This window comes from Acinetobacter entericus (assembly GCF_026168575.1).
In the GTDB taxonomy this organism is placed as follows: Bacteria; Pseudomonadota; Gammaproteobacteria; order Pseudomonadales; family Moraxellaceae; genus Acinetobacter; species Acinetobacter bouvetii.
In genome coordinates, this window is sequence record NZ_JAPEQW010000006.1 from 117,198 (window position 1) to 139,454 (window position 22,257).

At 46.1% G+C, this 22,257-nt stretch carries 19 protein-coding genes and 1 tRNA gene; 12 read left to right on the plus strand and 8 right to left on the minus strand.

Annotated features, from left to right (window positions below):
• Positions 1 to 4 precede the first annotated feature (4 nt).
• A complete protein-coding gene (locus OKC24_RS06855; protein ID WP_171457736.1) occupies positions 5 to 730 on the plus strand; it encodes an amino acid ABC transporter ATP-binding protein in 726 nt (241 codons plus the stop codon).
• 616 nt (positions 731 to 1,346) lie between these two features.
• Positions 1,347 to 2,534: an ammonium transporter gene (locus OKC24_RS06860; protein ID WP_130146501.1), complete on the plus strand. Its 1,188-nt coding sequence runs from the start codon at positions 1,347 to 1,349 to the stop codon at positions 2,532 to 2,534.
• Positions 2,535 to 2,629: 95 nt separating this feature from the next.
• On the opposite strand, the gene OKC24_RS06865 is transcribed toward OKC24_RS06860, so the two are convergent.
• Positions 2,630 to 3,325 (minus strand): HAD family hydrolase, encoded by a 696-nt coding sequence (locus OKC24_RS06865; protein ID WP_130146503.1) that lies wholly within the window; start codon positions 3,323 to 3,325, stop codon positions 2,630 to 2,632.
• A 179-nt stretch (positions 3,326 to 3,504) separates the two neighbouring features.
• Here OKC24_RS06865 and OKC24_RS06870 point away from each other — a divergent pair, with 179 nt between their 5' ends.
• Positions 3,505 to 4,230 (plus strand): phosphatase PAP2 family protein, encoded by a 726-nt coding sequence (locus tag OKC24_RS06870; protein ID WP_131276353.1) that lies wholly within the window; start codon positions 3,505 to 3,507, stop codon positions 4,228 to 4,230.
• A gap of 14 nt (positions 4,231 to 4,244) precedes the next feature.
• On the opposite strand, the gene OKC24_RS06875 is transcribed toward OKC24_RS06870, so the two are convergent.
• From OKC24_RS06875 to OKC24_RS06895, 5 genes are all read right to left on the minus strand, one after another.
• A complete protein-coding gene (locus tag OKC24_RS06875; protein ID WP_130146507.1) occupies positions 4,245 to 5,564 on the minus strand; it encodes a sensor histidine kinase in 1,320 nt (439 codons plus the stop codon).
• A 21-nt stretch (positions 5,565 to 5,585) separates the two neighbouring features.
• Positions 5,586 to 6,260 (minus strand): response regulator transcription factor, encoded by a 675-nt coding sequence (locus OKC24_RS06880; protein ID WP_005011581.1) that lies wholly within the window; start codon positions 6,258 to 6,260, stop codon positions 5,586 to 5,588.
• Positions 6,261 to 6,275: 15 nt separating this feature from the next.
• On the minus strand, positions 6,276 to 7,940 hold the full coding sequence (locus OKC24_RS06885; protein ID WP_131276354.1) for a phosphoethanolamine transferase: 1,665 nt from the start codon (positions 7,938 to 7,940) through the stop codon (positions 6,276 to 6,278).
• Positions 7,941 to 8,112: 172 nt separating this feature from the next.
• Positions 8,113 to 8,883: a sulfite exporter TauE/SafE family protein gene (locus OKC24_RS06890; RefSeq protein WP_131276355.1), complete on the minus strand. Its 771-nt coding sequence runs from the start codon at positions 8,881 to 8,883 to the stop codon at positions 8,113 to 8,115.
• 54 nt (positions 8,884 to 8,937) lie between these two features.
• The gene (locus OKC24_RS06895; protein WP_131276418.1) at positions 8,938 to 10,215 is read right to left on the minus strand and encodes an MFS transporter; all 1,278 of its coding nucleotides are present in this window, start codon (positions 10,213 to 10,215) and stop codon (positions 8,938 to 8,940) included.
• A gap of 167 nt (positions 10,216 to 10,382) precedes the next feature.
• On the opposite strand from OKC24_RS06895, the gene OKC24_RS06900 reads away from it, so the two are divergent.
• From OKC24_RS06900 to putP, 5 genes are all read left to right on the plus strand, one after another.
• Complete coding sequence (locus tag OKC24_RS06900; RefSeq protein WP_131276356.1) at positions 10,383 to 11,009, plus strand: 1-acyl-sn-glycerol-3-phosphate acyltransferase; 627 nt, start codon at positions 10,383 to 10,385, stop codon at positions 11,007 to 11,009.
• A gap of 65 nt (positions 11,010 to 11,074) precedes the next feature.
• Positions 11,075 to 11,998 (plus strand): patatin-like phospholipase family protein, encoded by a 924-nt coding sequence (locus OKC24_RS06905; RefSeq protein ID WP_130146515.1) that lies wholly within the window; start codon positions 11,075 to 11,077, stop codon positions 11,996 to 11,998.
• A gap of 93 nt (positions 11,999 to 12,091) precedes the next feature.
• Complete coding sequence (locus tag OKC24_RS06910) at positions 12,092 to 12,574, plus strand: NfeD family protein (RefSeq protein WP_265464898.1); 483 nt, start codon at positions 12,092 to 12,094, stop codon at positions 12,572 to 12,574.
• Positions 12,575 to 13,429, plus strand: a complete 855-nt coding sequence (locus OKC24_RS06915; protein WP_130146519.1) for an SPFH domain-containing protein — start codon at positions 12,575 to 12,577, stop codon at positions 13,427 to 13,429. It abuts the gene before it with no gap.
• 213 nt (positions 13,430 to 13,642) lie between these two features.
• Positions 13,643 to 15,133: a sodium/proline symporter PutP gene (gene putP, locus OKC24_RS06920; RefSeq protein WP_265464899.1), complete on the plus strand. Its 1,491-nt coding sequence runs from the start codon at positions 13,643 to 13,645 to the stop codon at positions 15,131 to 15,133.
• Between the two features lie 70 nt (positions 15,134 to 15,203).
• Here the strand turns inward: putP and OKC24_RS06925 are convergent, their stop codons facing one another.
• On the minus strand, positions 15,204 to 16,112 hold the full coding sequence (locus OKC24_RS06925; RefSeq protein WP_265464900.1) for a polyprenyl synthetase family protein: 909 nt from the start codon (positions 16,110 to 16,112) through the stop codon (positions 15,204 to 15,206).
• Between the two features lie 407 nt (positions 16,113 to 16,519).
• The gene (gene prpF / locus OKC24_RS06930) at positions 16,520 to 17,710 is read right to left on the minus strand and encodes a 2-methylaconitate cis-trans isomerase PrpF (protein ID WP_265464901.1); all 1,191 of its coding nucleotides are present in this window, start codon (positions 17,708 to 17,710) and stop codon (positions 16,520 to 16,522) included.
• Positions 17,711 to 18,038: 328 nt separating this feature from the next.
• On the opposite strand from prpF, the gene OKC24_RS06935 reads away from it, so the two are divergent.
• The 4 genes from OKC24_RS06935 to chrA all read left to right on the plus strand — a co-directional run bounded on the left by OKC24_RS06935 (position 18,039) and on the right by chrA (position 22,225).
• A complete protein-coding gene (locus OKC24_RS06935) occupies positions 18,039 to 19,391 on the plus strand; it encodes an amino acid permease (protein ID WP_130146527.1) in 1,353 nt (450 codons plus the stop codon).
• 82 nt (positions 19,392 to 19,473) lie between these two features.
• Positions 19,474 to 19,549: transfer RNA gene (locus OKC24_RS06940), tRNA-Arg, on the plus strand.
• A 403-nt stretch (positions 19,550 to 19,952) separates the two neighbouring features.
• Positions 19,953 to 20,873 (plus strand): chromate resistance protein ChrB domain-containing protein, encoded by a 921-nt coding sequence (locus tag OKC24_RS06945; protein ID WP_130146529.1) that lies wholly within the window; start codon positions 19,953 to 19,955, stop codon positions 20,871 to 20,873.
• A gap of 2 nt (positions 20,874 to 20,875) precedes the next feature.
• A complete protein-coding gene (gene chrA / locus OKC24_RS06950; RefSeq protein WP_130146531.1) occupies positions 20,876 to 22,225 on the plus strand; it encodes a chromate efflux transporter in 1,350 nt (449 codons plus the stop codon).
• Positions 22,226 to 22,257 lie beyond the last annotated feature (32 nt).

Here is a 22,257-nt window from a genome sequence, read left to right on the forward strand (position 1 = left end):
AGTAATGATTGACCTCCAAAATGTCAGCAAATGGTATAAAGACTTTCAGGTATTGACTGACTGCACTACGCAGATTTGCCAAGGTGAAGTGGTAGTCGTTTGCGGGCCTTCAGGTTCTGGAAAGTCTACCCTCATTAAAACAGTGAATGGCTTAGAGCCTTTTCAGTCCGGCACCATTTTAGTGGACGGCATTTCGATTAATGATCCTAAAACAGATCTGAATAAGCTGCGCAGCCGTGTCGGCATGGTATTCCAGCATTTTGAGCTGTTCCCGCATTTGTCAATTACCGAAAACCTGACCATTGCGCAAGTCAAAGTTTTAGGCCGTTCGGAAGAAGACGCCAAGAAAAAAGGCCTTGCCTATTTAGACCGTGTCGGCCTCAGCGCGCATGCCGCTAAATTTCCAGCCCAGCTGTCTGGCGGACAGCAGCAGCGTGTTGCCATTGCACGGGCGCTCAGCATGGACCCGATTGCCATGCTGTTTGATGAACCGACCTCTGCCTTAGACCCTGAAATGATTAATGAAGTGCTGGATGTAATGGTGCAGCTGGCCAAAGAAGGCATGACCATGATGTGCGTCACGCATGAAATGGGCTTTGCACGCCAAGTGGCCAACCGCATTATTTTTATGGATCAGGGTAAAATTGTCGAAGACTGCACCAAAGATGAGTTCTTTAATACTCAGCGCGGTGAACGGGCGCAGCAGTTCCTCAACAAAATTTTGCATTGATCCAGCACCATCAAAAGCAGATCTGCGGGTCTGCTTTTTTTATCCATCATCAGACCTCAGCATCTTGAAAGCAAAATCTCCCCCATGCATTCGCCTGTACAGCATGCAATCCTAAAAGTACATTATTGCTGAGTTTTTTCATAAGGGATGGTTTTCACGTGCAGATACAACTCATTGGGGTGGCAGGCTGTTTTTTTAAATCTCTGCGCCCAATGCGCTTAAAATTCACATCACAAAAAATAGATGTTAGCAGCCTTGAGCTTAAATTGGCTTATCTCAGTGCATTAAGCACGGACAGCGCTGAATAATTTTGCATTTTGTTTATGCAGCGGACATTCGTTAAATTGGGGACAATGATGCACCTTTGCAAAACACGGAAATAAAATCCACTATTTAATAAATATAAATATATGAAATAAAATAAATTTATAGAGATTAACCAACACAAAAAACGCACCAATAAAGTGCGCTATCTAAGTATTTGCTTTATATCGAGTCTTGCATATTTTTAATCTGAATTAATCAAAATTTCCCTTAATCAATCCTCTTTTCGAAATCGCCTGCATCGATATACTGGGTTTCTTTTGTGACACTACGCACTAAATTGGGACTCACAATGCAAAATATTGACTTACTTTTTCTCCTCCTTGGTGCAGTTTTAGTGCTTGCAATGCATGCTGGATTCGCCTTTCTTGAACTCGGTACTGTACGCCATAAAAACCAGGTGAATGCGCTCAGTAAAATTTTAACGGACTTTTCCCTTTCCGCGATTGCCTATTTTTTTATTGGCTATTATATCTCCTACGGGCAGCATTTTTTCCATGCAGGCGCAGCCCTTGCAGCCGATCACGGCTACAACTTAATGCGCTGTTTCTTTTTGCTGACCTTTGCTGCAGCCATCCCTGCCATCATTTCAGGCGGCATCGCGGAACGCGCCAAAATGCGCTCTCAGGCGCTGGCCACTTTACTGCTGGTGGCACTGGTTTACCCATTTTTTGAAGGCATGATCTGGAACAGCAACTTTGGCTTCCAGAGCTGGCTGCAGCATACTTTTGGCGCCAGTTTCCATGACTTTGCAGGTTCCGTCGTGGTGCATGCCATGGGCGGATGGATTGCGCTGGCGGCGGTGCTTTTGCTTGGCCCGCGCTATGGACGCTACAAAAAAGATGGCCGCATCAGTGCTCACCCGCCCTCTTCTATTCCATTTCTGGCTCTCGGTTCATGGATTTTAATCGTCGGCTGGTTTGGCTTTAACGTCATGAGCGCACAGCGTTTAGATGCCATTTCAGGGCTGGTGGCCATTAATTCACTGATGGCCATGGTGGGCGGCACGATTTCAGCAAACTTCATGGGCAAAAATGACCCCGGCTTTTTGCATAATGGCCCACTGGCAGGCCTCGTCGCTATTTGCGCAGGCTCAGATATTGTTCATCCTGTAGGGGCATTAATCATTGGCGCGGCGGCAGGCATTATTTTTGTCAAACTGTTCACATATACCCAAAACAAGCTGAAAATTGATGATGTTTTAGGAGTATGGCCTTTACATGGCGTATGCGGCGCGTTCGGCGGCATTGCTGTGGGAATTTTCGGTCAGCAATGGCTGGGCGGCCTCGGCGGCGTTTCTTTGATTTCACAAATTTTTGGCACCGTTTTGGCCATTATTATTGCGCTTGCAGGCGGCTTTGCTGTCTACGGCTTGCTGAAAATCACTATGGGGATCCGCCTCAGCCAAGAAGAAGAATTCCGCGGCGCAGATCTCTCTATCCACCGTATCAGCGCCAACTCAGAAGATGCCATGTTCTGAGTAATGGAATCCAGTCTTGCTGTTTAAGCAAAGCAGCCAAATTCAACCGCTTTGCTTGATCTTGCCTGCCTTTTGATTGCAGCCTGATGATCAGCCTAGCCTAAAAATGTCCAGATCTGATCCAGCTGCTGTATGCGGTTAGAAACCATCAGCTGATCTGTATCTGCCAGGTGAAAACCTTCCAGCAGAATGGCCTGCATGCCTGCGCCTAAGGCCCCCTGCACATCATTCACGGGATGATCGCCAATAAATAGGCAGCGCTCTGGCGCTATGCCGAGCTTCGCACTGGCCTGCAGAAAAATTTCAGGTTCCGGTTTACTGATCCCCGCCAATTCAGAACTGACGATTTCATCAAAATAATGCGTAAAGCCTAAACCCTGCAAAATATTCAGCCGTGTGGCATGACCGCCATTTGAAATGACGGCCAATTTATAGCGTTTCTGCTTTAAATTTTGCAGTAAAAACTCTGCACCCGGCATTGCAACCGCATGCCGTCCAAAATATTCAAACCAGAACGCGCTCAATTCCTTCAAATCCGGCACGGTTTTCCAATGCAGCTCCTGCAGCAAGGCATAGGCAACCGATGCGCCAATGCTGGGATGCGTTAACTTTTCTTTTTTAGGATAGCCGCCATTGTCTATGCAGTTAATAATGCGCTGGATTTTAGGCAAATCCATCTCCAGCAGCTGTGCAGCATAGTGCTGCGCAAGAAACTGGCTATAAGCGATGATACTCTGCCCGCGGTGAGTCAAGGTATTGTCCAAATCAAACAGTACGGCTTGGATGCTCATAAGGATTCATTCGCTATTGGCATGTTTTGACTTACTTTAGCATGGCTGGCTTTCGCGCCTTTGCCGCATGTCTGATAAGCATATTACGAAGCTGAAAATAGCTTTTTCTGCTGCCATTTTAAGCGCAATTTAAGCTGACTTTGCTGCAATGAAGCATCCTTAAAATTCATATACGTTACATGACTGATCAACAGCGTTTTATTTTTATTCAAGCCAGCCTGCTGCTCTGCTGCAGCTCCATACTTTGGGTGTTTTTTCCTGTCGGCGGCGCGCTGGACTTAAGCCTGATTGAACCATGGATGAGTGAAGCCGGTGAATTCCCGCTGCGCTATGATTGGGCCTTGGCCGTATTGAATCACAGCTGGGTCAAAAATGTGCTGATTGCCGCCTATGTGGTGATCCTTCTGCAATGGCTGGCCTCCTTTAAATTTGCCCCCTTAAAGCCTCAACGATTTGAATTAGGCTATTTCTTTTGGGCGGCCATGCTGTGCACGGCTGTCGTTGGTATTTTAAAGTCTCAGTCTGCGCATGCCTGCCCTTGGTCGATGACCGCTGCTTTGCCGCACGGATTTCTTTGGGTGCTTAAAAATGAAAACGGACACTGCTTTCCTGGCGGGCACGCTTCTACTGGCTTTGCTTTTATGACAGGATATTTTGTCTATCGGCTCTCCAATCCCAAACGCGCCTATTTCTTTTTATTTTCTGGATTTATTTTAGGTTTTGCCATGGGCTGGGCGCAAATGATGCGCGGCGCGCATTTCCTCAGCCATAATCTATGGACGGCATGGGTGGTGTGGCTGGTCAATGTCATTATTTACGGCATTTTCTATAAGCGCATCGCGCTGCAGGCTCAGCCGGTCATTCACTTGAGCGGCGGAGCAGAGGCTCATACGCCTCTGCCCTGATCCTTGATTAAATATTAGGCTTTGGGCAGCTGCACATTGACTTGCAAACCGCCCAAACTGGCGCTGCTGCCAAAACTTAAACGGCCATTCAAACGCTCTACGGCTTTATCGACAATTGAAAGCCCCAGTCCGCTGCCCACTTCCTGATGATGATGCACGCGGTAAAACCGCTTTAAAATTTGCGCATGCAGGGCGGGATCAATCCCCGGCCCGCTGTCCTCTATCTGCAGGATAGCCATGCCATCTTGCTGAAAGACAGACACATTAATCACGCCATGCTCTGGTGTATATTTAATGGCGTTATCAATTAAATTATAAATCACTGAATGCACCGCCGTTTCTTGCATATTAACCATGAGCGCTTCATTGCGCTCCATGCCCAGATCAATATCTTTCTGCATAGCCAAATGCATCAGAGCTTCAACGCAATGCACCGCGGTTTCATTTAAATAAAATAGATGCTTGTTTTCCAGTTCAGGCAAAGACGCATCCTGTTTTGCCAAACTCAGCAGCTGCGCAACCAAATGCTGCATGCGGATTAAGCCTAAAGCTAAATTATTTAATGCTTTATGTTCTGGAAATTCCTGCAGCAGCACTTTAACTTGCAATGTTAAAGCTGTGATTGGCGTACGCAGCTCATGCGCGGCATCGGCAATAAATTGGCGCTGTTCCTGCTGCGCCAATGAGATGCGCTCAAACAGAGCGTTCATTTCTTCAATGGTGGGCGCAATTTCAATAGGATAATGCTGCGATTGAATCGGGTTCAATGCTTTGGAATCGCGCTGCGTTAACTCTGCTTTAAAGTCATCCAGCGGCTGTAAAATCCGGCTGATCATCCAGCCTAACCCCCAAAGCATGAAAGGCATAAACAGTAGATATGGAACAAACATGCTGCCCGCAAGTTCAATCGCCAGATTTTGACGCACAGACTGCTGCTGGCTGACCTGAACCTGATAGTCTTTTAGAGGCAGAACATATGTGCGCCATGTGCCATGGGAGGTTTTATGAGTATAAAAGCCGGCTTTTTGAATAGGCTGAATCAGCAAATTGAATTCATGATACTGGTGCGACTGCTGCGAATAAGGCCACACATCTACAAATAAATCTTCTTCATGATAATGCTTTTCGGGATCAAACTGACTCTGCATCAATTCTGGCGAATGCGCAGCAACCCGCTCTGCCAAATTTTTCATCTGCGCATCCAAAATTTCTTTGGTCTCTTCCAATGAAATTTTGTACGCAGACACCATCAGCAGGCAGCCTAGAACCACACTGAAAAATGAAGTATACAGAATCAGCTTCCGCTTTAACGAATTGCCTGTCAGCAGCGCCATGTTTTGAGAGATCCTAAAGGTTTAAAGCTGCCCCAGACGGTAACCCAAGCCGCGGATTGTCCGGATGAAATCTTTACCCAGCTTGTTACGCAAATGATGCACATAGACTTCGATTGTATTGCTGCTGATTTCACTGTCAAAGTCATAAAGCTTATCTTCCAAATTGGTTTTGGAAAAGATTTTATTCGGATGCGTGACTAAGGGAATTAGGATTGCCCACTCCCGATTCGAGAGATCAATATATTCGCCTTTAAATTTGGCCAAATGCTGTTCAATATCCAAGATCAAATCGCCGTAGCTTAAAATTGACTGGCTGTTTTGCAGCTGTACTTTTCCGCTGCGGCGCAGCAGTGCATGCAGGCGCGCCAGCAACTCATCAAATTCGTATGGCTTGATCAGATAGTCGTCGGCCCCTTGATTCAGGCCATCCACCCGCTGCTGCAGCTGGTCGCGCGCCGAGATGATCAATACAGGCAGTGCCGGGTGGATTTGCCGGATCTGCTTCAGCACCTGCATGCCATCCATCATTGGCAGGCCTAAATCCAGCAATACAGCATCGACCTGCTCCTGCTGGATTTTTTTAAGGCCATCAATGCCGTTATTCACCCAAATCACCTCAAAACCTTGATATTGCAGCAGGGTCTGAGTCGATTCAGCAATCATAAAGTCATCTTCAATGATTAGTATCTTGCTCATCAGTTCAGTACTCTCTTAAGCAGCCGGCGCGCAGTGCTGCAGCATGTTATTTTTTTCGTCAATGACGTTGCTTTGCACATCCAGCAGGCTCAACAAGCTCGGAAATAAATTGTCTTGGCTTAATTCTTTGCTTTTTTGCGCGCTGAGGCAAGCAATTTGCTGTGCATTTTTCGTTTTCCAGTCTGCCGAAAACCACATCAGCATCGGCACATGCGTTTGCTGTTCAGGGGCAATAGCATACGGTGCGCCATGCAGATACATGCCATGTTCACCGGTTGATTCACCATGGTCTGACAAATACCAGAACCCTGTTTGGTATTTTTGGCTGTCCTGCAATGTGCCGATAATTTTGCTCAGCACATAGTCCGTATACACAATCGAGTTGTCATATGTATTGATTAAAGCCTCCTGCGTGCAGCCCTGAATGGCATTGGTGTCGCAAGTCGGCTTAAATGGCTGATGCTGCGCGGTGGTGCGGGCATAATACGCGGGCCCATGACTGCCCATTTGGTGCAGCACAATCAGGCGCGGCGTCAAGTCATTCGCTGGAATGGCATCAATATACTGCTTTAAACCGTCTGCCAGAATTTCGTCTCGGCATTCCCCTTGGGCATCGCTGCACCATTTTTTCTTTAATTCGGGGCTGAACTGCACTTGCTCAATGCGGTTGCATGTCCCTTTACAGCCTGAGTTATTGTCCAGCCAAGCCACTTTATAGCCTGCGCGCTTAGCAATATCCAAGAGCCCTTCACGATGGCTGGCCAGCTGCTCATCATAGTCTTTGCGCGGCATGCCAGAGAACATGCACGGGACAGAGACCGCCGTTGCAGTGCCGCAAGAGCTGACCTGACTGAAATTAATGATGTCTAATTGAGAGAGCTGAGGATTGGTATTTTTCGCGTAGCCGTTTAAGGAAAAGCTTTCAGCCCGCGCCGTTTCACCGACAACCAGCACCATCAGCTTAGGCTTGCCGCCATGCGATGCAGGCACATTGCGGTGCGCATCTGTGCCGTAAGCAACCAAAGGCAGGTTTTCTTTTGGCGCCTGATGACGGTAATATGACAAGCCTGATGCAATGGCATTTTGCGGTGACAGCATGCCTTTCAAATCCCGGTGCTCACGAAAAATGGCGGCGTAATCAACATAAAAAACGAACAGCAGCCCGCCAATGACTGCAAATGACGCAACAATGCTGAGCGCTTTTTTCAGCAGCACCTTTGATATTTGCTCTTTTTGAATTTTGATTTGCGAAAAAACAGCGATCGGCAAAATCACCATCAGCACAGTCCAAGACAGCAGATGGACAGAGGCTAAATCTTTTAGCTCATTGGGATCTGTTTGCATCGCATTTTGAATTTGGTCAGGAGAAATGACCACGCCCAGACTCGCCACAAAATATGCGCTGAAGCCGCCAATAAAAACCCAAATGAAAGCCAGAATCTTGGCATTCCAGCGCCACTGCAGCAGCTGAAGCAGCGCATTATACAGTGCAATGACCACTGCAACCGTAGCCGCAATAAAGAGCTGCGCCTTCATCCCTTGATAGGGCGTGAGCGCTTGAATTTTTTGATAAAAAACCACATTGAGCGCCAAGCCAAGCCATAGCGCTACAAAAAAATTAAACCAGCCTAAAGAGATTGGCGGAATTTTGTTTTTCAAGTTCGTTAACTGTGTCAGCATCTAAATTCATCATGGGCTTTCATGGATGCTCTTAAGGTAAATGTCCAAACTTAAAACTGGCTTAATTGTGTTTCAGGCCAGCCTTTGACGCGCGCATGCACCGATGGAATGCTTTTTTTCACTCTTTTCAATTGAACGCCGATATCAGGCTTGCGCGCATTCATCAGCAGATTTAGCCTGCAAAAATTTCCAGTCCCATTCGGCCAATTAAGAACAATAGCAGAATAAAGAAAAAAATCCGGATAAAACCGCTGCCGTAACGCAGCGCCAAAAAGGTACCGCTGATAGAACCAGCAATATTGCATAGCGCCACCATGCTGCCGATCATCCAAAGTACATGTCCAGAAGGAATAAAGAACAAGAGGGATGCGCTGAATGTGCCTAAATTGACCAGCTTGGCCGATGCAGAAGCATTCAAAAAATCAAATCCAAATACTTTCACAAACAAGAAAAGCAGAAAACTGCCGCTGCCGGGGCCAAATACACCGTCATAAAAACCAATCAGCGCGCCAAAGCCAATGCCCAGCATAATTTGCTTTTTTCCGCACTGAATTTGCGTGTGCAGCTTGCCCAAATCCTTTTTTATAAAGGTGTAAACAGCCATCACAATCAGCAGAAAAAACACCGCATATTGCATCAAAGCCTTTGGAATATAAGCCACAGACATTGCGCCAAAGAATGCAAAGATAAAGGCAGCCAGCATAGTCGGCAGCAGCAGCGCCCAAACAACTTTTATCCTCTGCATATAGCTGAAGAACGATGAAAAGGTTCCAGCTAAAACCGCCAGTTTATTGGTGCCGAACACTGTCGCAAGGCTGTATTGAGGCAAGGCATACATCAATGCCGGCAATTGAACCAGCCCTCCGCCGCCCACGGCGGCATCAATCAATCCGCCGCAAAATGCAAAAAAGCCTAACGCGATAAATACCGGTTCAATATCCATATTGAAATATGCGCAAAATATACTCAGCTATCTTTGGCTATTCTGCCGGCTCTGTCAATTCACGTGTTTTAAAAATACAGCGCCCCAGCGATACATCGGAATTAAGCACACCGCAGCAACCAGCGTAATAATAATCAAATAATTACTATACCCCAAAGCATCTGCCGCAATACCGCTTAAACTGTAGAGCACGCCGCTGACGGTCGCCAGCAGTGACACCTGAAAGGTAAAATCTGTAGCAGCAAAATGCCTGCGGCTATATTGCATGACCACCGTCAGCATCACCACCAGAAGCATGGCAGACACCATATCTTCCAATGCATTAATGACATAAATGACCTGCGGCGGCACCCATTGCTGCGCATCATATTGCCAAGCCAGCCATGCATAAGCCGCTAAACTGCATACTTTAAATATGGAAAAAATCAGCAGCGCCTGAAAACGCGAGCAATACTTTAAAGCAATGCCTGCCAAACCGGCGCCTGCAAGCGCAGCAGCGGCCCCCAGCATGCTGACATAAACGCCTATTTGGCTGAAACTCAGCCCTATATCCACCATCAGCGGCTTTAAAATGGGTCCGGCCAAACCATCAGCTGCTTTGAAAGTGATCAGCACCCACAGCCATCGCCTCAGCTCAGCGCTTTCAACGAAATAAGCCAGATAATGCCGGATCTCCGCCCACTTTTGTTGTAATGGAGCCGGCTGTTTAGCATCAATTAATGCGGACGCATCATGCGCAATTGCACTCGTGCGCGGCGCTTCCTCATACATCAAAACAGGCCAAGTATTGATCAGCACCAAGCCAGCCAAAATTAAAAATGTGGGCTGCCACTGCAGCCAGTCTAAGGCCCATAAAATCGCCCCGCCGCCAACAATGAAGCCAAGTCGGGATCCCACCACCTGAAACGTATTGCCCCAATGCTGCTGTTCGCCTTTCAAGATATTGACAGCCAGGCCGTCTGTCGCAACATCCTGTGTTGCCCCAATCAAATTCATGCTCAGCAAAACCGCGAAAAATGCCAGCAGATACAGCGGCTGATTTAAGGCCTGAATGGGTAAAAAAGACAGTACGATGAGCACAAATACTGTCAGCAGCTGTGCTGGAATAATCCATGACCGGTAATGGCCCTGCTTCGTGCTGCCAATGCGGTCGACCCAAGGCGCCCAGAAAATCTTGATTGACCACGGCAGCATCAGCAGGCCAAAACCGCCAATATGCGCCAAAGATACCCCTTGCGCTCTTAAAATCACTGGCAGCGCATGCGTCATAAAGCCTACAGGCAAACCCTGCGCCCAATACAGTGAAAACAGCAGCAGATAGACATTGCGCATTTGAAGCATGAAATTTCCTTGCGGTTTTGGAAAGCATCGGCAGAGACTACTTCAGCACGTGACACAGCTGATCAGGGCCATTGGTCAGACTGCACAATCTTGCCAATGCAGTCCCAAGATCAACAGCCTATGATAATTTAAATAAATAGATATCAATGATAAAAACAATGACCCAGTATTTTCCAGCATTGCCAGACCAAGTGCCTGCACGCGGTTCTGCATTAACCAAACGGATGTTCAGGCAAATTTTTTTGGCTCAAGGCTGGAGCTTTGAAGGCGAATTTCCCAATTTGCCTAAAGCGGTCGCCATTATTTCGCCGCATACCTCCAATATAGATGCATGGCATGGCTTTACCGCCTTGCTCGGGCTGGGCATTCAAATCACCATCTTTGGCAAGCACACCTTGTTTAAAACCCCTTTAAAGCCGCTGCTGGAATGGATTGGCGTAATTCCTGTCAACCGTGCCAGTCAGCAGGGCCTGACCAAACAGATTGCCGAGATTATTCACGCAAAAGACCGGATCTGGGTGGGCATGGCGCCAGAAGGCACCCGTAAAGAAGCCGATAAAATCAAAAGCGGCTTTTATTATATTGCCTATGAGGCCCATATTCCGATTGTGATGTTCTCCTTTGATTATGAAAATAAAACGATTCATTGCTTAGGCGTTTTTGAGCCGACAGGCCATTTTGAACAGGATTTAGAGCAGATTCTGCAGCGCTATGTAGGCAAGTTTTCCCCTAAAAATCCAGATTGGCTGGCCAAGCCGTTACAAAAGCAATGGAAAAAACACTAGCTATATCTGCATTTTTTTGCTGAGATGTGCGCCTATTTGAACAGAACTTAATCAGTTTTAATTTTATGAGATTATTGCATTACTCTTTGATTGGGCTGTTGGGCCTTGGCCTTGCAGGCTGTGACAAAGCTGTGAACACCCCCGTCAAAACCACGCCGATTAAAGCCCGTGAACCCGTGATTGCCATTGCGCTTGGCGGCGGCGGCGCCAAAGGCTTTGCCCATATCGGCGTTTTAAAAGTTTTGGAATCGCACGGCATTAAGCCAAAAATCGTCACTGGCACCAGCGCCGGCAGTTTTGTCGGCAGCCTGTACGCCAGCGGCAAGACACCGTATCAGATGCAGCAAATTGCTCTTAGCTTCAAAGAGTCCGATATCCGTGACCTTACCTTAAACCGCCAAGGGGTAATTTTAGGTCAAAAACTGCAAGACTATGTCAATAAAAACGTTGGCCATAAGCCAATCGAAAAATTTCCAATCCGTTTTGCCGCTGTAGCTACCCGCTTAGACAACGGCCGAAAAGCCGATTTTATGAAAGGCAATGCAGGACAAGCCGTGCGCGCCTCCTGCAGTATTCCCAATGTCTTTGTTCCTGCCACGATAGGCGGTTTAAAATATGTTGATGGCGGCTTGGTCAGCCCTATTCCTGTCAAAACAGCAAAAGATATGGGCGCCGACATCGTCATTGCCGTCGATATTTCTGCCCGCCCAGACGGAAGCAAGGCGCTGAATATGCTTGGCGTGCTGGATCAAACCCTGAATATTATGGGCCAGCAAAGCATTAATGAAGAATTGGACCGCGCGAATATTGTGATTCAGCCCAAAGTCGGCCACATTGGCACACTGGATTTAAAAGCCAGCAATGAAACCATTTTAGAAGGTGAAAAAGCCGCTCAGCTGAAAATCAGATCCATCCAAAAAGCCATTGCAGATTTTAAGGCTTCTCCAGCGGCACTCAAGCCTGCGCCGGCTTCTAAATTTAAAATTTAGTATTTTTTTAAATATTCAAAAACTTATTCATCTGCTACATTGATATAGATGCTTGGTCATCTATATCAATTACGGCAATACACGGGCAGATGTATGGAATTTGTTTTAGAACCTTGGCACTGGTTTGTTTTAGGCGTTTTGCTGATTCTGTCAGAACTGCTGCTGCCTGCATTTGCGGCGCTGTGGTTTGGCATTGGCGCCATCATGGTTGGCGTTTTATATTTTCTTTTTCCAATGATGGGCACCACTACCCAGTTTGTGACCTGGATCATTCTGTCTGTGCTATGCACTATCGCATGGTTCAAATTCATTAAACCCCTATCGACAGACAGAACCAAAGCCGGTTTGCCCCGCGAAGCCACAATTGGCCAAGTCGGCATGGTGATTCAAACCAATTTAGAGCATGAGCAAATCAAGGTGCGCTTTCCAATGCCGGTCTTGGGCTCAGATGAATGGAACTGCCGCAGTTTATCTCCAGTTCAAGTGGGTGACCGTGTCCGAGTCGTCGACATTTTAGGCAATGACTTCGTTGTGCAATTGCACAATCAAACTGACAACGAAAAAGTGAGTAAATAAATGAGCGCAGCTACGATTGTTATATTTGCCCTGCTGGCCTTTGTTGCCGTCACCATTTTTAAAGGTGTGCGCATTGTGCCGCAAGGCTATAAATGGATTGTTCAACGTTTAGGCAAATACCACACTACCCTCAGTCCGGGCTTGAACTTTGTCATTCCCTATGTCGATGAAGTCTCTTACAAAGTCACCACCAAAGACATTGTGCTGGATATTCCATCTCAGGAAGTCATCACCCGCGACAATGCTGTTTTATTAATGAATGCTGTGGCCTACATCAATCTGACCACGCCTGAAAAAGCTGTGTACGGAATCGAAAACTACACATGGGCGATTCAGAACCTCGTGCAGACAGCCTTGCGTTCCATTGTCGGTGAAATGGATTTAGATGATGCGCTTTCATCGCGCGATCATATCAAAGCCCGATTGAAAGCCAGTATTTCCGATGATATCTCGGATTGGGGAATTACTTTAAAAACCGTAGAAATTCAAGATATTAAACCATCCAGCACCATGCAGTCCGCAATGGAAGAACAGGCAGCGGCTGAACGTCAGCGCCGCGCAACGGTCACCAAAGCGGATGGTGAAAAACAAGCCGCCATTTTAGAAGCAGACGGCCGCTTGGAAGCATCACGCCGCGATGCAGAAGCGCAGGTGGTCTTGGCGGAAGCCTCGCAAAAAGCCATTGAAATGGTGACCTCGGCAGTAGGCGACAAAGAAATTCCGGTCGCTTACCTTCTAGGAGAGCAGTACGTCAAAGCCATGCAGGATATGTCGAAATCCAATAATGCTAAAACAGTGGTTTTACCTGCAGACATTATGAATACTATTCGCGGCGTGATGGGCCGAAATAACTAATTCATCATGCTTTTCAAAACAATAGACAGCTTTTTTGCTGTCTATTTTTATTTAAGCTGATAAAAGCCAGCAAAATTTGTTTATCTATGGTTAAATTTCGCGTTAATTTTTGAAATCTCTTGAATTGATGGCAGTTATTTTGCCTTCAATTGGCTCTCCCTTTGCTGTCAATTCATATTTCGATCTGCTGTCCAACTCGAAAATGGATATTGTATGAGCTCCCTGAATCCAACCTTAATCACCTTTCTTTTTTATATTGCCGCCATGATCGTGATTGGCTTGATGGCATACCGGGCAACAAGCAATTTTTCCGATTACATTTTAGGGGGCCGCCGTCTAGGAAGTTTTGTTACCGCCCTTTCTGCAGGCGCATCTGACATGAGCGGCTGGCTGCTGATGGGCCTGCCGGGCGCCATTTACCTTTCAGGCTTATCTGAAATGTGGATTGCCATCGGTTTAATTATTGGCGCATGGCTGAACTGGCTGCTCGTTGCCGGACGGCTGCGCGTGCATACTGAAGTGCAGCACAATGCCTTAACCCTGCCTGATTATTTCTCCAACCGCTTTAACGACCAGAAAAAAGTTTTACGCATCGTTTCAGCAATTGTCATCTTGGTGTTCTTTGCTATTTACTGCGCTTCCGGCATGGTTGCCGGCGCACGCCTGTTCGAAAGCATGTTTGACATGTCCTACAGCACCGCGCTGTGGATCAGCGCGATTGCAACCATCAGCTATGTGTTTATCGGCGGCTTTCTTGCTGTCAGCTGGACAGATACCATTCAGGCAGGCTTAATGATTTTCGCCTTGCTGCTGACCCCGATTGTTGCGCTCATGTCTTTCTCAGACATGAGCCAGGTGACTTTGGCGCTTGAAGCCGCCCGTCCGCAAGCCACCGATATCATCGGCAATTTAAGCATTGTTACCATTATGTCACTCATGGCATGGGGCTTGGGCTATTTCGGTCAGCCGCATATTCTTGTCCGTTTCATGGCCGCGGATTCGGTGAAGTCCATTCCCAAGGCACGCCGCATCGGCATGACGTGGATGACTCTCTGCCTAGGCGGCGCAGTCGCAGCGGGTTTCTTCGGCATCGCCTACTTCCAGCAGCATCCGGAACTGGCGGGCGCAGTAAATGCGAACCCTGAAACCGTGTTTATGGAACTGACCAAAATCCTGTTTAATCCGTGGATTGCCGGCATTGTACTGGCGGCTATTTTGGCTGCAGTCATGAGTACTTTAAGCTGTCAGCTTTTAGTGTGCTCAAGCACCTTGACAGAAGATTTCTATAAATCTTTCCTGCGTAAGCATGCTTCACAGAAAGAATTGGTGTGGGTCGGCCGCCTGATGGTGCTCTTGATTGCCTTGCTGGCCATTTGGATGGCAGGCAATCCTGAATCTAAAGTTTTAGGCTTAGTGGCTTATGCATGGGCCGGTTTTGGCGCGGCATTTGGCCCATTGATTATTCTTTCGCTGTTCTGGAAACGCATGACCTTAAATGGCGCTTTAGCCGGCATGGTCGTTGGCGCAGTCATGGTGATTTTATGGAAGAATGTTTGGGGCGATACCGGTGTTTATGAAATTATTCCTGGCTTTATCTGCTCATTCATCGCCATTATTGCGGTCAGCTTAATGGGCAAAGCGCCTGGTAAAGACATTACCGAGCGTTTTGAAGAAGCGGAACGGATTTACAAAGAAAGCTTATAAGCGTATTGAACAAAAAAAGGAGAACAGCGTGTTCTCCTTTTTTGTTTTCATTCTTTGATCTCAACTGGGATCAGCTTTTCCGCGACAGCAGAAATTGGGTGATTTGGCTTAATTGCTCAGCTTGATCACCAAAATATGCCAATGCGCCTATCGCCTGATTGTGCAAATCCTGAGCATAAGCCTTGGCTTGCTCCAGCCCCATCAAGGCGGGATAAGTTGATTTCTCAACCTGCTGGTCTTTGCCAGCCGTTTTTCCCAGAACTTCAGTCTCGGAAACAATATCCAAAATATCATCCTGAACTTGGAAAGCCAGCCCAATCGCCTGCCCATACTCTCGCAGTTTCGGAATCGCCTGATCAGTCCCTTCAAACAGCGTTACCGCAGCCATCATCACGGCTGCCGTAATCAGCGCCCCAGTTTTATTGCGGTGAATGTTTTCTAATGCATCCTGGGTAATCTGTTTACCTTCAGCCTGCAAATCCAGAACTTGGCCATTCACCATTTTTGAAGACGCTGTCGCTAGAATCTGCATTTGTTTCAGCACAATAGACGCTTCAACGGCTGGCCCCTGATCAAACAAGCGGCTGCCTAAAATTTCAAAAGCCATCGACTGCAGAATATCTCCAGCCAATAGCGCCGTGTCCTCGCCAAAAGCCACGTGGCATGTCGGCTGGCCGCGGCGCAGCAGATCATTGTCCATGCAGGGCAAATCGTCATGCGCCAATGAATAGCAGTGAATAAACTCTATGGCAACCGCTGCGCGGCGCACCGCAGCGGCATTCGGATTTTGCTTTAATGCGCCGGCTGCATAGCAAAGCGCTGGACGCACCCGCTTGCCGCCCAGCATAACGGCATGGTGCACTGCGCCTTTTAACGGTTCTGGAATTGCAAAGGCATCCAGCGCAGTCAGTAAATCCTGCTGAATGCGGTTCTGTGCTTCTGTCAGTGCATGAGCCTGCACATCAGTTAAAGACGACACGTTCACCTCAATTTTTTTATCTAAGCGGTATGACAAACTGGCGCTGCATAGGGCCTTAAAAATTTGGCCTGCATCAGTTTCTGTCTTGTTGCATCATACTGCTTTTGCCTTGTTTTCTCTATCACGAAACTGAATTCTTAAAACTTAAATCTATAATCGATGCTCTTTCTGCTAAACGAACCGAAAATTACTCTGAAGTCGTGAAGCTGATCTGGAGGTGAAAGGCTGCAGCGGGTGATTCGATGCTGATTGTTATTATATCTATACTGTTGAAACGATGAATTCAGCGCTCTGCGTAACAGCTCATAGAACGTTCTTAAACTGATCTCAAAAATAAAGCCCCTGTTCAGGAGCTTTAAAATATTTTTAATTAATTCAATGTGCAATCACGCGATATCAATCGATGATTATTTCAAGGCATCTTGCGGAATGCGCACCCAGCCCTCCATCAGCACGCGCGCGCTGCGGCTCATTACCGCTTTCTTCACAGCCCATTGTCCATTTTCCTGTACGGCTTGCGCGCCAACACGCAAAGTTCCGGACGGATGGCCAAAACGTACAGCTTCCCGCTCGCCGCCGCCAGCGGCTAAATTCACCAAAGTGCCGGGAATCGCCGCGGCTGTGCCAATTGCGACAGCGGCAGTCCCCATCATCGCATGATGCAATTTGCCCATCGACAATGCGCGTACCAGAAGATCTGTATCCTGCTCGCCAATGGCTTTTCCGCTGGAAGATACATAGCTTTTCGGCTCAGAGACGAAGGCAATTTTTGGCGTATGCTGGCGTTTTTCCGCTTCAGCAATATCTTGAATTAGACCCATTTGCTTGGCGCCATACGCGCGGATTTTCTCAAAACGCGCCAAGGCGGCTGCATCACCGTTAATTGCATCCTGCAGTTCAGTGCCTTCATAACCGATATCTGCTGCATTTAAAAAAACTGTTGGAATGCCAGCATTAATGAAGGTCGCTTGAAACTCGCCAACCTCCGGTACAAGCAAAGTATCAACAATATTGCCTGTCGGGAACATCGCGCCGCCGTCTTCACCGTCATCTGCTGGATCTAAAAATTCAATCTGCACTTCTGCCGCAGGAAAAGTGACGCCATCCAGTTCAAAATCGCCCGTTTCCTGCACCTGCCCCTGAGTAATTGGCACATGCGCAATAATGGTTTTTTGAATATTGGCCTGCCAAATATGCACCGTGCAAATGCCATTTTCCGGTATTTTTTCCGCAGCCACTAAACCATTTGAAATTGCAAAAGCGCCTACAGCAGCAGTTAGGTTGCCGCAATTGCCGCTCCAGTCTACAAAAGCGCTGTCAATGGACACCTGCCCAAATAAATAATCCACATCATGATGCGGCTGCGCACTTTTATCTAAAATAACTGTTTTACTGGTGCTGGATGTTGCGCCGCCCATGCCGTCAATTTGCTTGCCATAAGGATCTGGACTGCCAATGACACGAAGCAGCAGCTGATCACGAATAGCGCCTGCCTGCTGCGCGGCCTCCGGCAAATCACTGCGCTTAAAAAATACACCCTTACTGGTGCCGCCACGCATATAAGTTGCTGGAATTTTAATTTGGGGAGCAAACGGCATATTTTGAATCCTTATTTATCATTGTATTGCACAATACCAATCCGATATTGATCACGCATTATCATAGCGGCTTTTACTGAAAATATATTAGCTACAGGACTTAAGTATAAAAAAACGGCATCTGTCAGATTTCCTCCAGCAACACAGATTCATCTTTCATAAATAAAATAAAATTAATCTATTGATTCATTTATTGTTTAATGATTAATTTTATTAAAAAAAATTTAATAAAACATATAACTTTTTTTCATATTTTTTGAGCTACTAGGCTATTTCTTCTTGATCTATTACAATCCAAATCACATATTCATTGTCGGGCTGAAATAACTTGAATAAAGAGTCGTCTCAACTTCAGCGTGGCTTAAAAAACCGTCATATTCAATTGATTGCCATGGGTGGTGCAATTGGTACTGGCTTATTTTTAGGTTCCGCACACGTGATTGAATCTGCCGGTCCATCCATTATTTTGGGTTATGCGATTGGCGGATTAATTGCTTTTTTAATTATGCGCCAACTTGGGGAAATGATTGTTGAAGAGCCTGTAGCAGGCTCATTCAGTCATTTTGCGAACAAATACTGGGGCAAATTCGCCGGTTTTCTTGCAGGCTGGAACTATTGGATTTTATATGTCCTCGTTGCCATGACTGAACTGACTGCCGTCGCGAAATACATCAACTATTGGTGGCCTCACATCCCTGCCTGGGCATCGGTGCTGACCTTCTTTGTCATTATCACCTTAGTGAACCTTGGCAACGTAAAATTTTATGGCGAATCTGAATTCTGGCTCTCTATTGTTAAAGTCACTGCTGTTGTCGCGATGATTGTATTCGGTATTTACTTACTGGTTACAGCAGGCCCGGATTCCACCGCATCTTTCAGCAATCTTTGGACGCATGGCGGCTTCTTCCCGCACGGCTTTGAAGGTTTATTTTACATGCTGGCCTTCCTCATGTTCGCTTTTGGCGGTATTGAGCTGATTGGCATGGCGGCAGCTGAAGCCAAAGATCCACAAAAGACCATTCCAAAAGCCATTAACCAAGTCGTTTTGCGTATTCTGGTTTTCTATGTCGGTTCAATGACGATTTTACTGTCGCTTGTGCCATGGAACGAACTGCAACTGGGTGGTTTAGACAAAAGCCCATTTGTGATGATCTTCAGCCAGCTGGGTATTGGCTGGGCAGCGCATTTGCTTAACTTTATTATTTTAACGGCTGCGCTTTCTGTTTATAACAGCGGCATGTATGCCAACAGCCGCATGCTGTTTGGTCTAGCGCAGCAAGGCAATGCGCCGAAAATCTTTACGCAGACCAATAAGCAAGGTGTGCCAATTCCTGCCGTGCTGTTCTCTGCCTTGCTTATTTTTGGCTGTGTATTATTAAACTACTTCGCACCGGAAGATGCTTTAAGCAATCTGATTTATATCGTGGTTGGCGCTTTAGTCTTAAACTGGGCAATGATCAGCTTAACGCACCTTAAGTTCATTAAAGCAATGAAAGCAGAAGCAAAGGTATCGCAATTCCCTGCGCTTTGGTCGCCATTCAGCAATTACCTTGTTCTTGCCTTCATTGCGATTGTGCTCTACATCATGTGGACGCAAGGTTTAAGCGGCGCCGTGATCATGATTCCAGTTTGGATTACGCTCATGTTTATTCTATTCAAAATACTTTATAGAAAAGTGTAATTTTCTTAAGCATTTAAAAAGTTATTGTTTCGGCAATAACTTTTTTTTTGTTAAAAATTGGAGTAAATTAACTGCGTTTTACGCGCCCTTAGCTTAACTGGATAGAGCAGTTGCCTCCTAAGCGACCGACGTGGGTTCGAGTCCCGCAGGGCGTACCATTTTATTATGGTGGATTTTAGTCTTTAACACTCTAAATTAAATATAAACAGAGAATAGACATTATATTTTGAGTGAGTCCAGTAAACCTGCTCCCTTAACCGCATACAACACTTAAGAAATAGAAAAGAGTCTATTCACGACAATTTTATTCGGATGAAATAAAATGACCATTTGACATCATTAGGTCACAACTCTTGCCATACAATAAGCTTAGATACAGCGATCTTTAAATTATTCTCAAAGTTTTCAAATCGATTGCTCATCTCCGTTTCTAAAATAAATCAGAAATAAGCTTTGTTAACGATTAGGTTCATATCTATTTTGCATATATTCTTTGCAGAAAATATGATCTACTGACTATAAAAACAAAATATACTTAACAAAATATGTTGATTATATAACATGAAAATATCTTTGCTCATCTCATCACTTCCGACACAAAGCACCACAGCGCGCATGAGGGTATGGCGATCTCTTAAGGCAAGCGGTGCTGCAACCCTTAGAGATGGGGTCTATGTACTCCCAATTGCTCATCGCGAGAAATTTGACCCTATCACTCACGATATTGTTTCAGAGCAAGGAACTGCTTATATCTTCCATACAGAGTCCCTTTCAAATCTTGATCTTTCGACTATTTTCAGCCGAAAAGAAGAATATGACACTCTCTATAAACAGCTCACAGCATTAAGAGACCGCCAGACTAAAGATGAAAAGAAAGAACTGCTCAAGCAAGTTCGTAAACTCCGAAAAAGTATCAATGCGCTTGTAGATATTGACTATTACCCTAATGAAACTCAGGCACAAGTGCTCAACGAACTTTCATTATTGGAACGTTCTATTGCCCGACTCGATGAAGCTAACGAACCCCAAGCAATACAAACTCATATTCAACTTTTAGACAAAACAGATTATCAAAACCAAATTTGGGCAACGCGAAAAAGACCTTGGATTGATCGGCTAGCCTCCGCATGGCTGATTAAGACTTTTATCGATGCCACACCCACCTTTATTTGGTTAGAAACTCCCGATGATTGCCCCGAAGAAGCCTTAGGTTTCGATTTTGATGGCGCGAGGTTCAGCCACGTGAATCACTGGGTCACTTTTGAAGTTCTTTTACATAGTTTTAATTTAGAAACACCAGCACTCAAAAAGGTTGCTGAAATTGTTCACTACCTTGATGTCGGTGGGATTGAGCCGCCTGAAGCCATCGGTATTGAGAAAGTCATTCAGGGCCTCCGAAGCCAAATAAGCAATGATGACCAATTATTTGAATTATCCAACCACATTTTTGATGGCCTTTATGCCAACCTCTCTAGAGAATAATCATGGCGCAAGAACTAATCCCCCCAGAAGCAGAAATAAAAACTGTTTCGTTTTGGCAGGCCTTTCTGTTTTGGCTTAAATTAGGATTTATTAGTTTTGGCGGGCCCGCTGGTCAAATCGCGGTCATGCATCAAGAACTGGTTGAACAGAAGCGCTGGATTTCCGAGAAACGTTTTTTGCATGCGCTGAACTACTGCATGTTGCTGCCCGGACCTGAAGCACAGCAATTAGCGACCTATATCGGCTGGTTAATGCACAGAACCGCTGGCGGATTAGTTGCAGGAATTCTTTTTGTCTTGCCCTCCCTGTTTATTTTAATCGGCCTTTCATGGGTCTATGTCAAATTTGGTGATGTCCCCATCATCGCTGGACTGTTCTATGGTATTAAGCCTGCCGTGGTTGCCATTGTTTTTCATGCAACTCACCGAATCGGCAGCCGATCACTCAAGAATAATTTTTTGTGGCTGATTGCCGCGCTCTCATTTATTGCGATTTTTTTCTTCAGCTTACCCTTTCCTTTAATCGTTTTCTCTGCCGCTATTATTGGTTATTTAACCAGTAAAAAATATCCGAGCCTTTTTGCTAATGGAAACACGCATCAACAGAGTAAAAAAGACTATGGGCGTGCATTGATTGACGATGATACTCCCACACCGGCGCATGCGATCTTTAGCTGGAAACGATTGGGGAGTACTGTGCTGTTCGGCGCTCTACTGTGGCTGATTCCGAGCATCAGTCTAAGCTTAATGCTTGGATGGGATCATGCCTATACCCAAATGGCGTGGTTCTTTACTAAAGCAGCGCTTCTGACCTTTGGCGGCGCATACGCCGTTTTACCTTATGTTTATCAAGGGGCTGTGAACTATTATAGCTGGTTAAGCCCCACGCAAATGATCGATGGTCTTGCACTGGGTGAAAGTACCCCTGGGCCACTGATTATGGTGGTGGCATTTGTGGGATTCTTAGGCGGATATAATCATGCATTATTAGGAAGTGAGCATTTATTTTTAGCTGGAGCAATAGGCGCCATCATCGTTACATGGTTTACCTTTTTATTTTCTTTCATTTTTATTTTAGCAGGCGCACCGATTATTGAATCGACACATAACGAACTCAAATTTACGGCGCCACTAACCGCCATTACGGCTGCGATTGTTGGCGTGATTCTCAATCTTGCGCTATTTTTTAGCTATCATGTGCTTTGGCCGGCAGGATTTGGTGGTTCCTTTGATTTCGTTGCGGCGCTCATTGCCTTTGTAGCCCTGATTGGACTGTTCTATTTTGAGTTGAAAGTCATGTATGTCCTAGCAGGTTCTGCAGCCATCGGCTTGCTTTGTTTTAGCTTTTTCTAATGGTATATCAATTGAATAAAGCTATTCTGTTG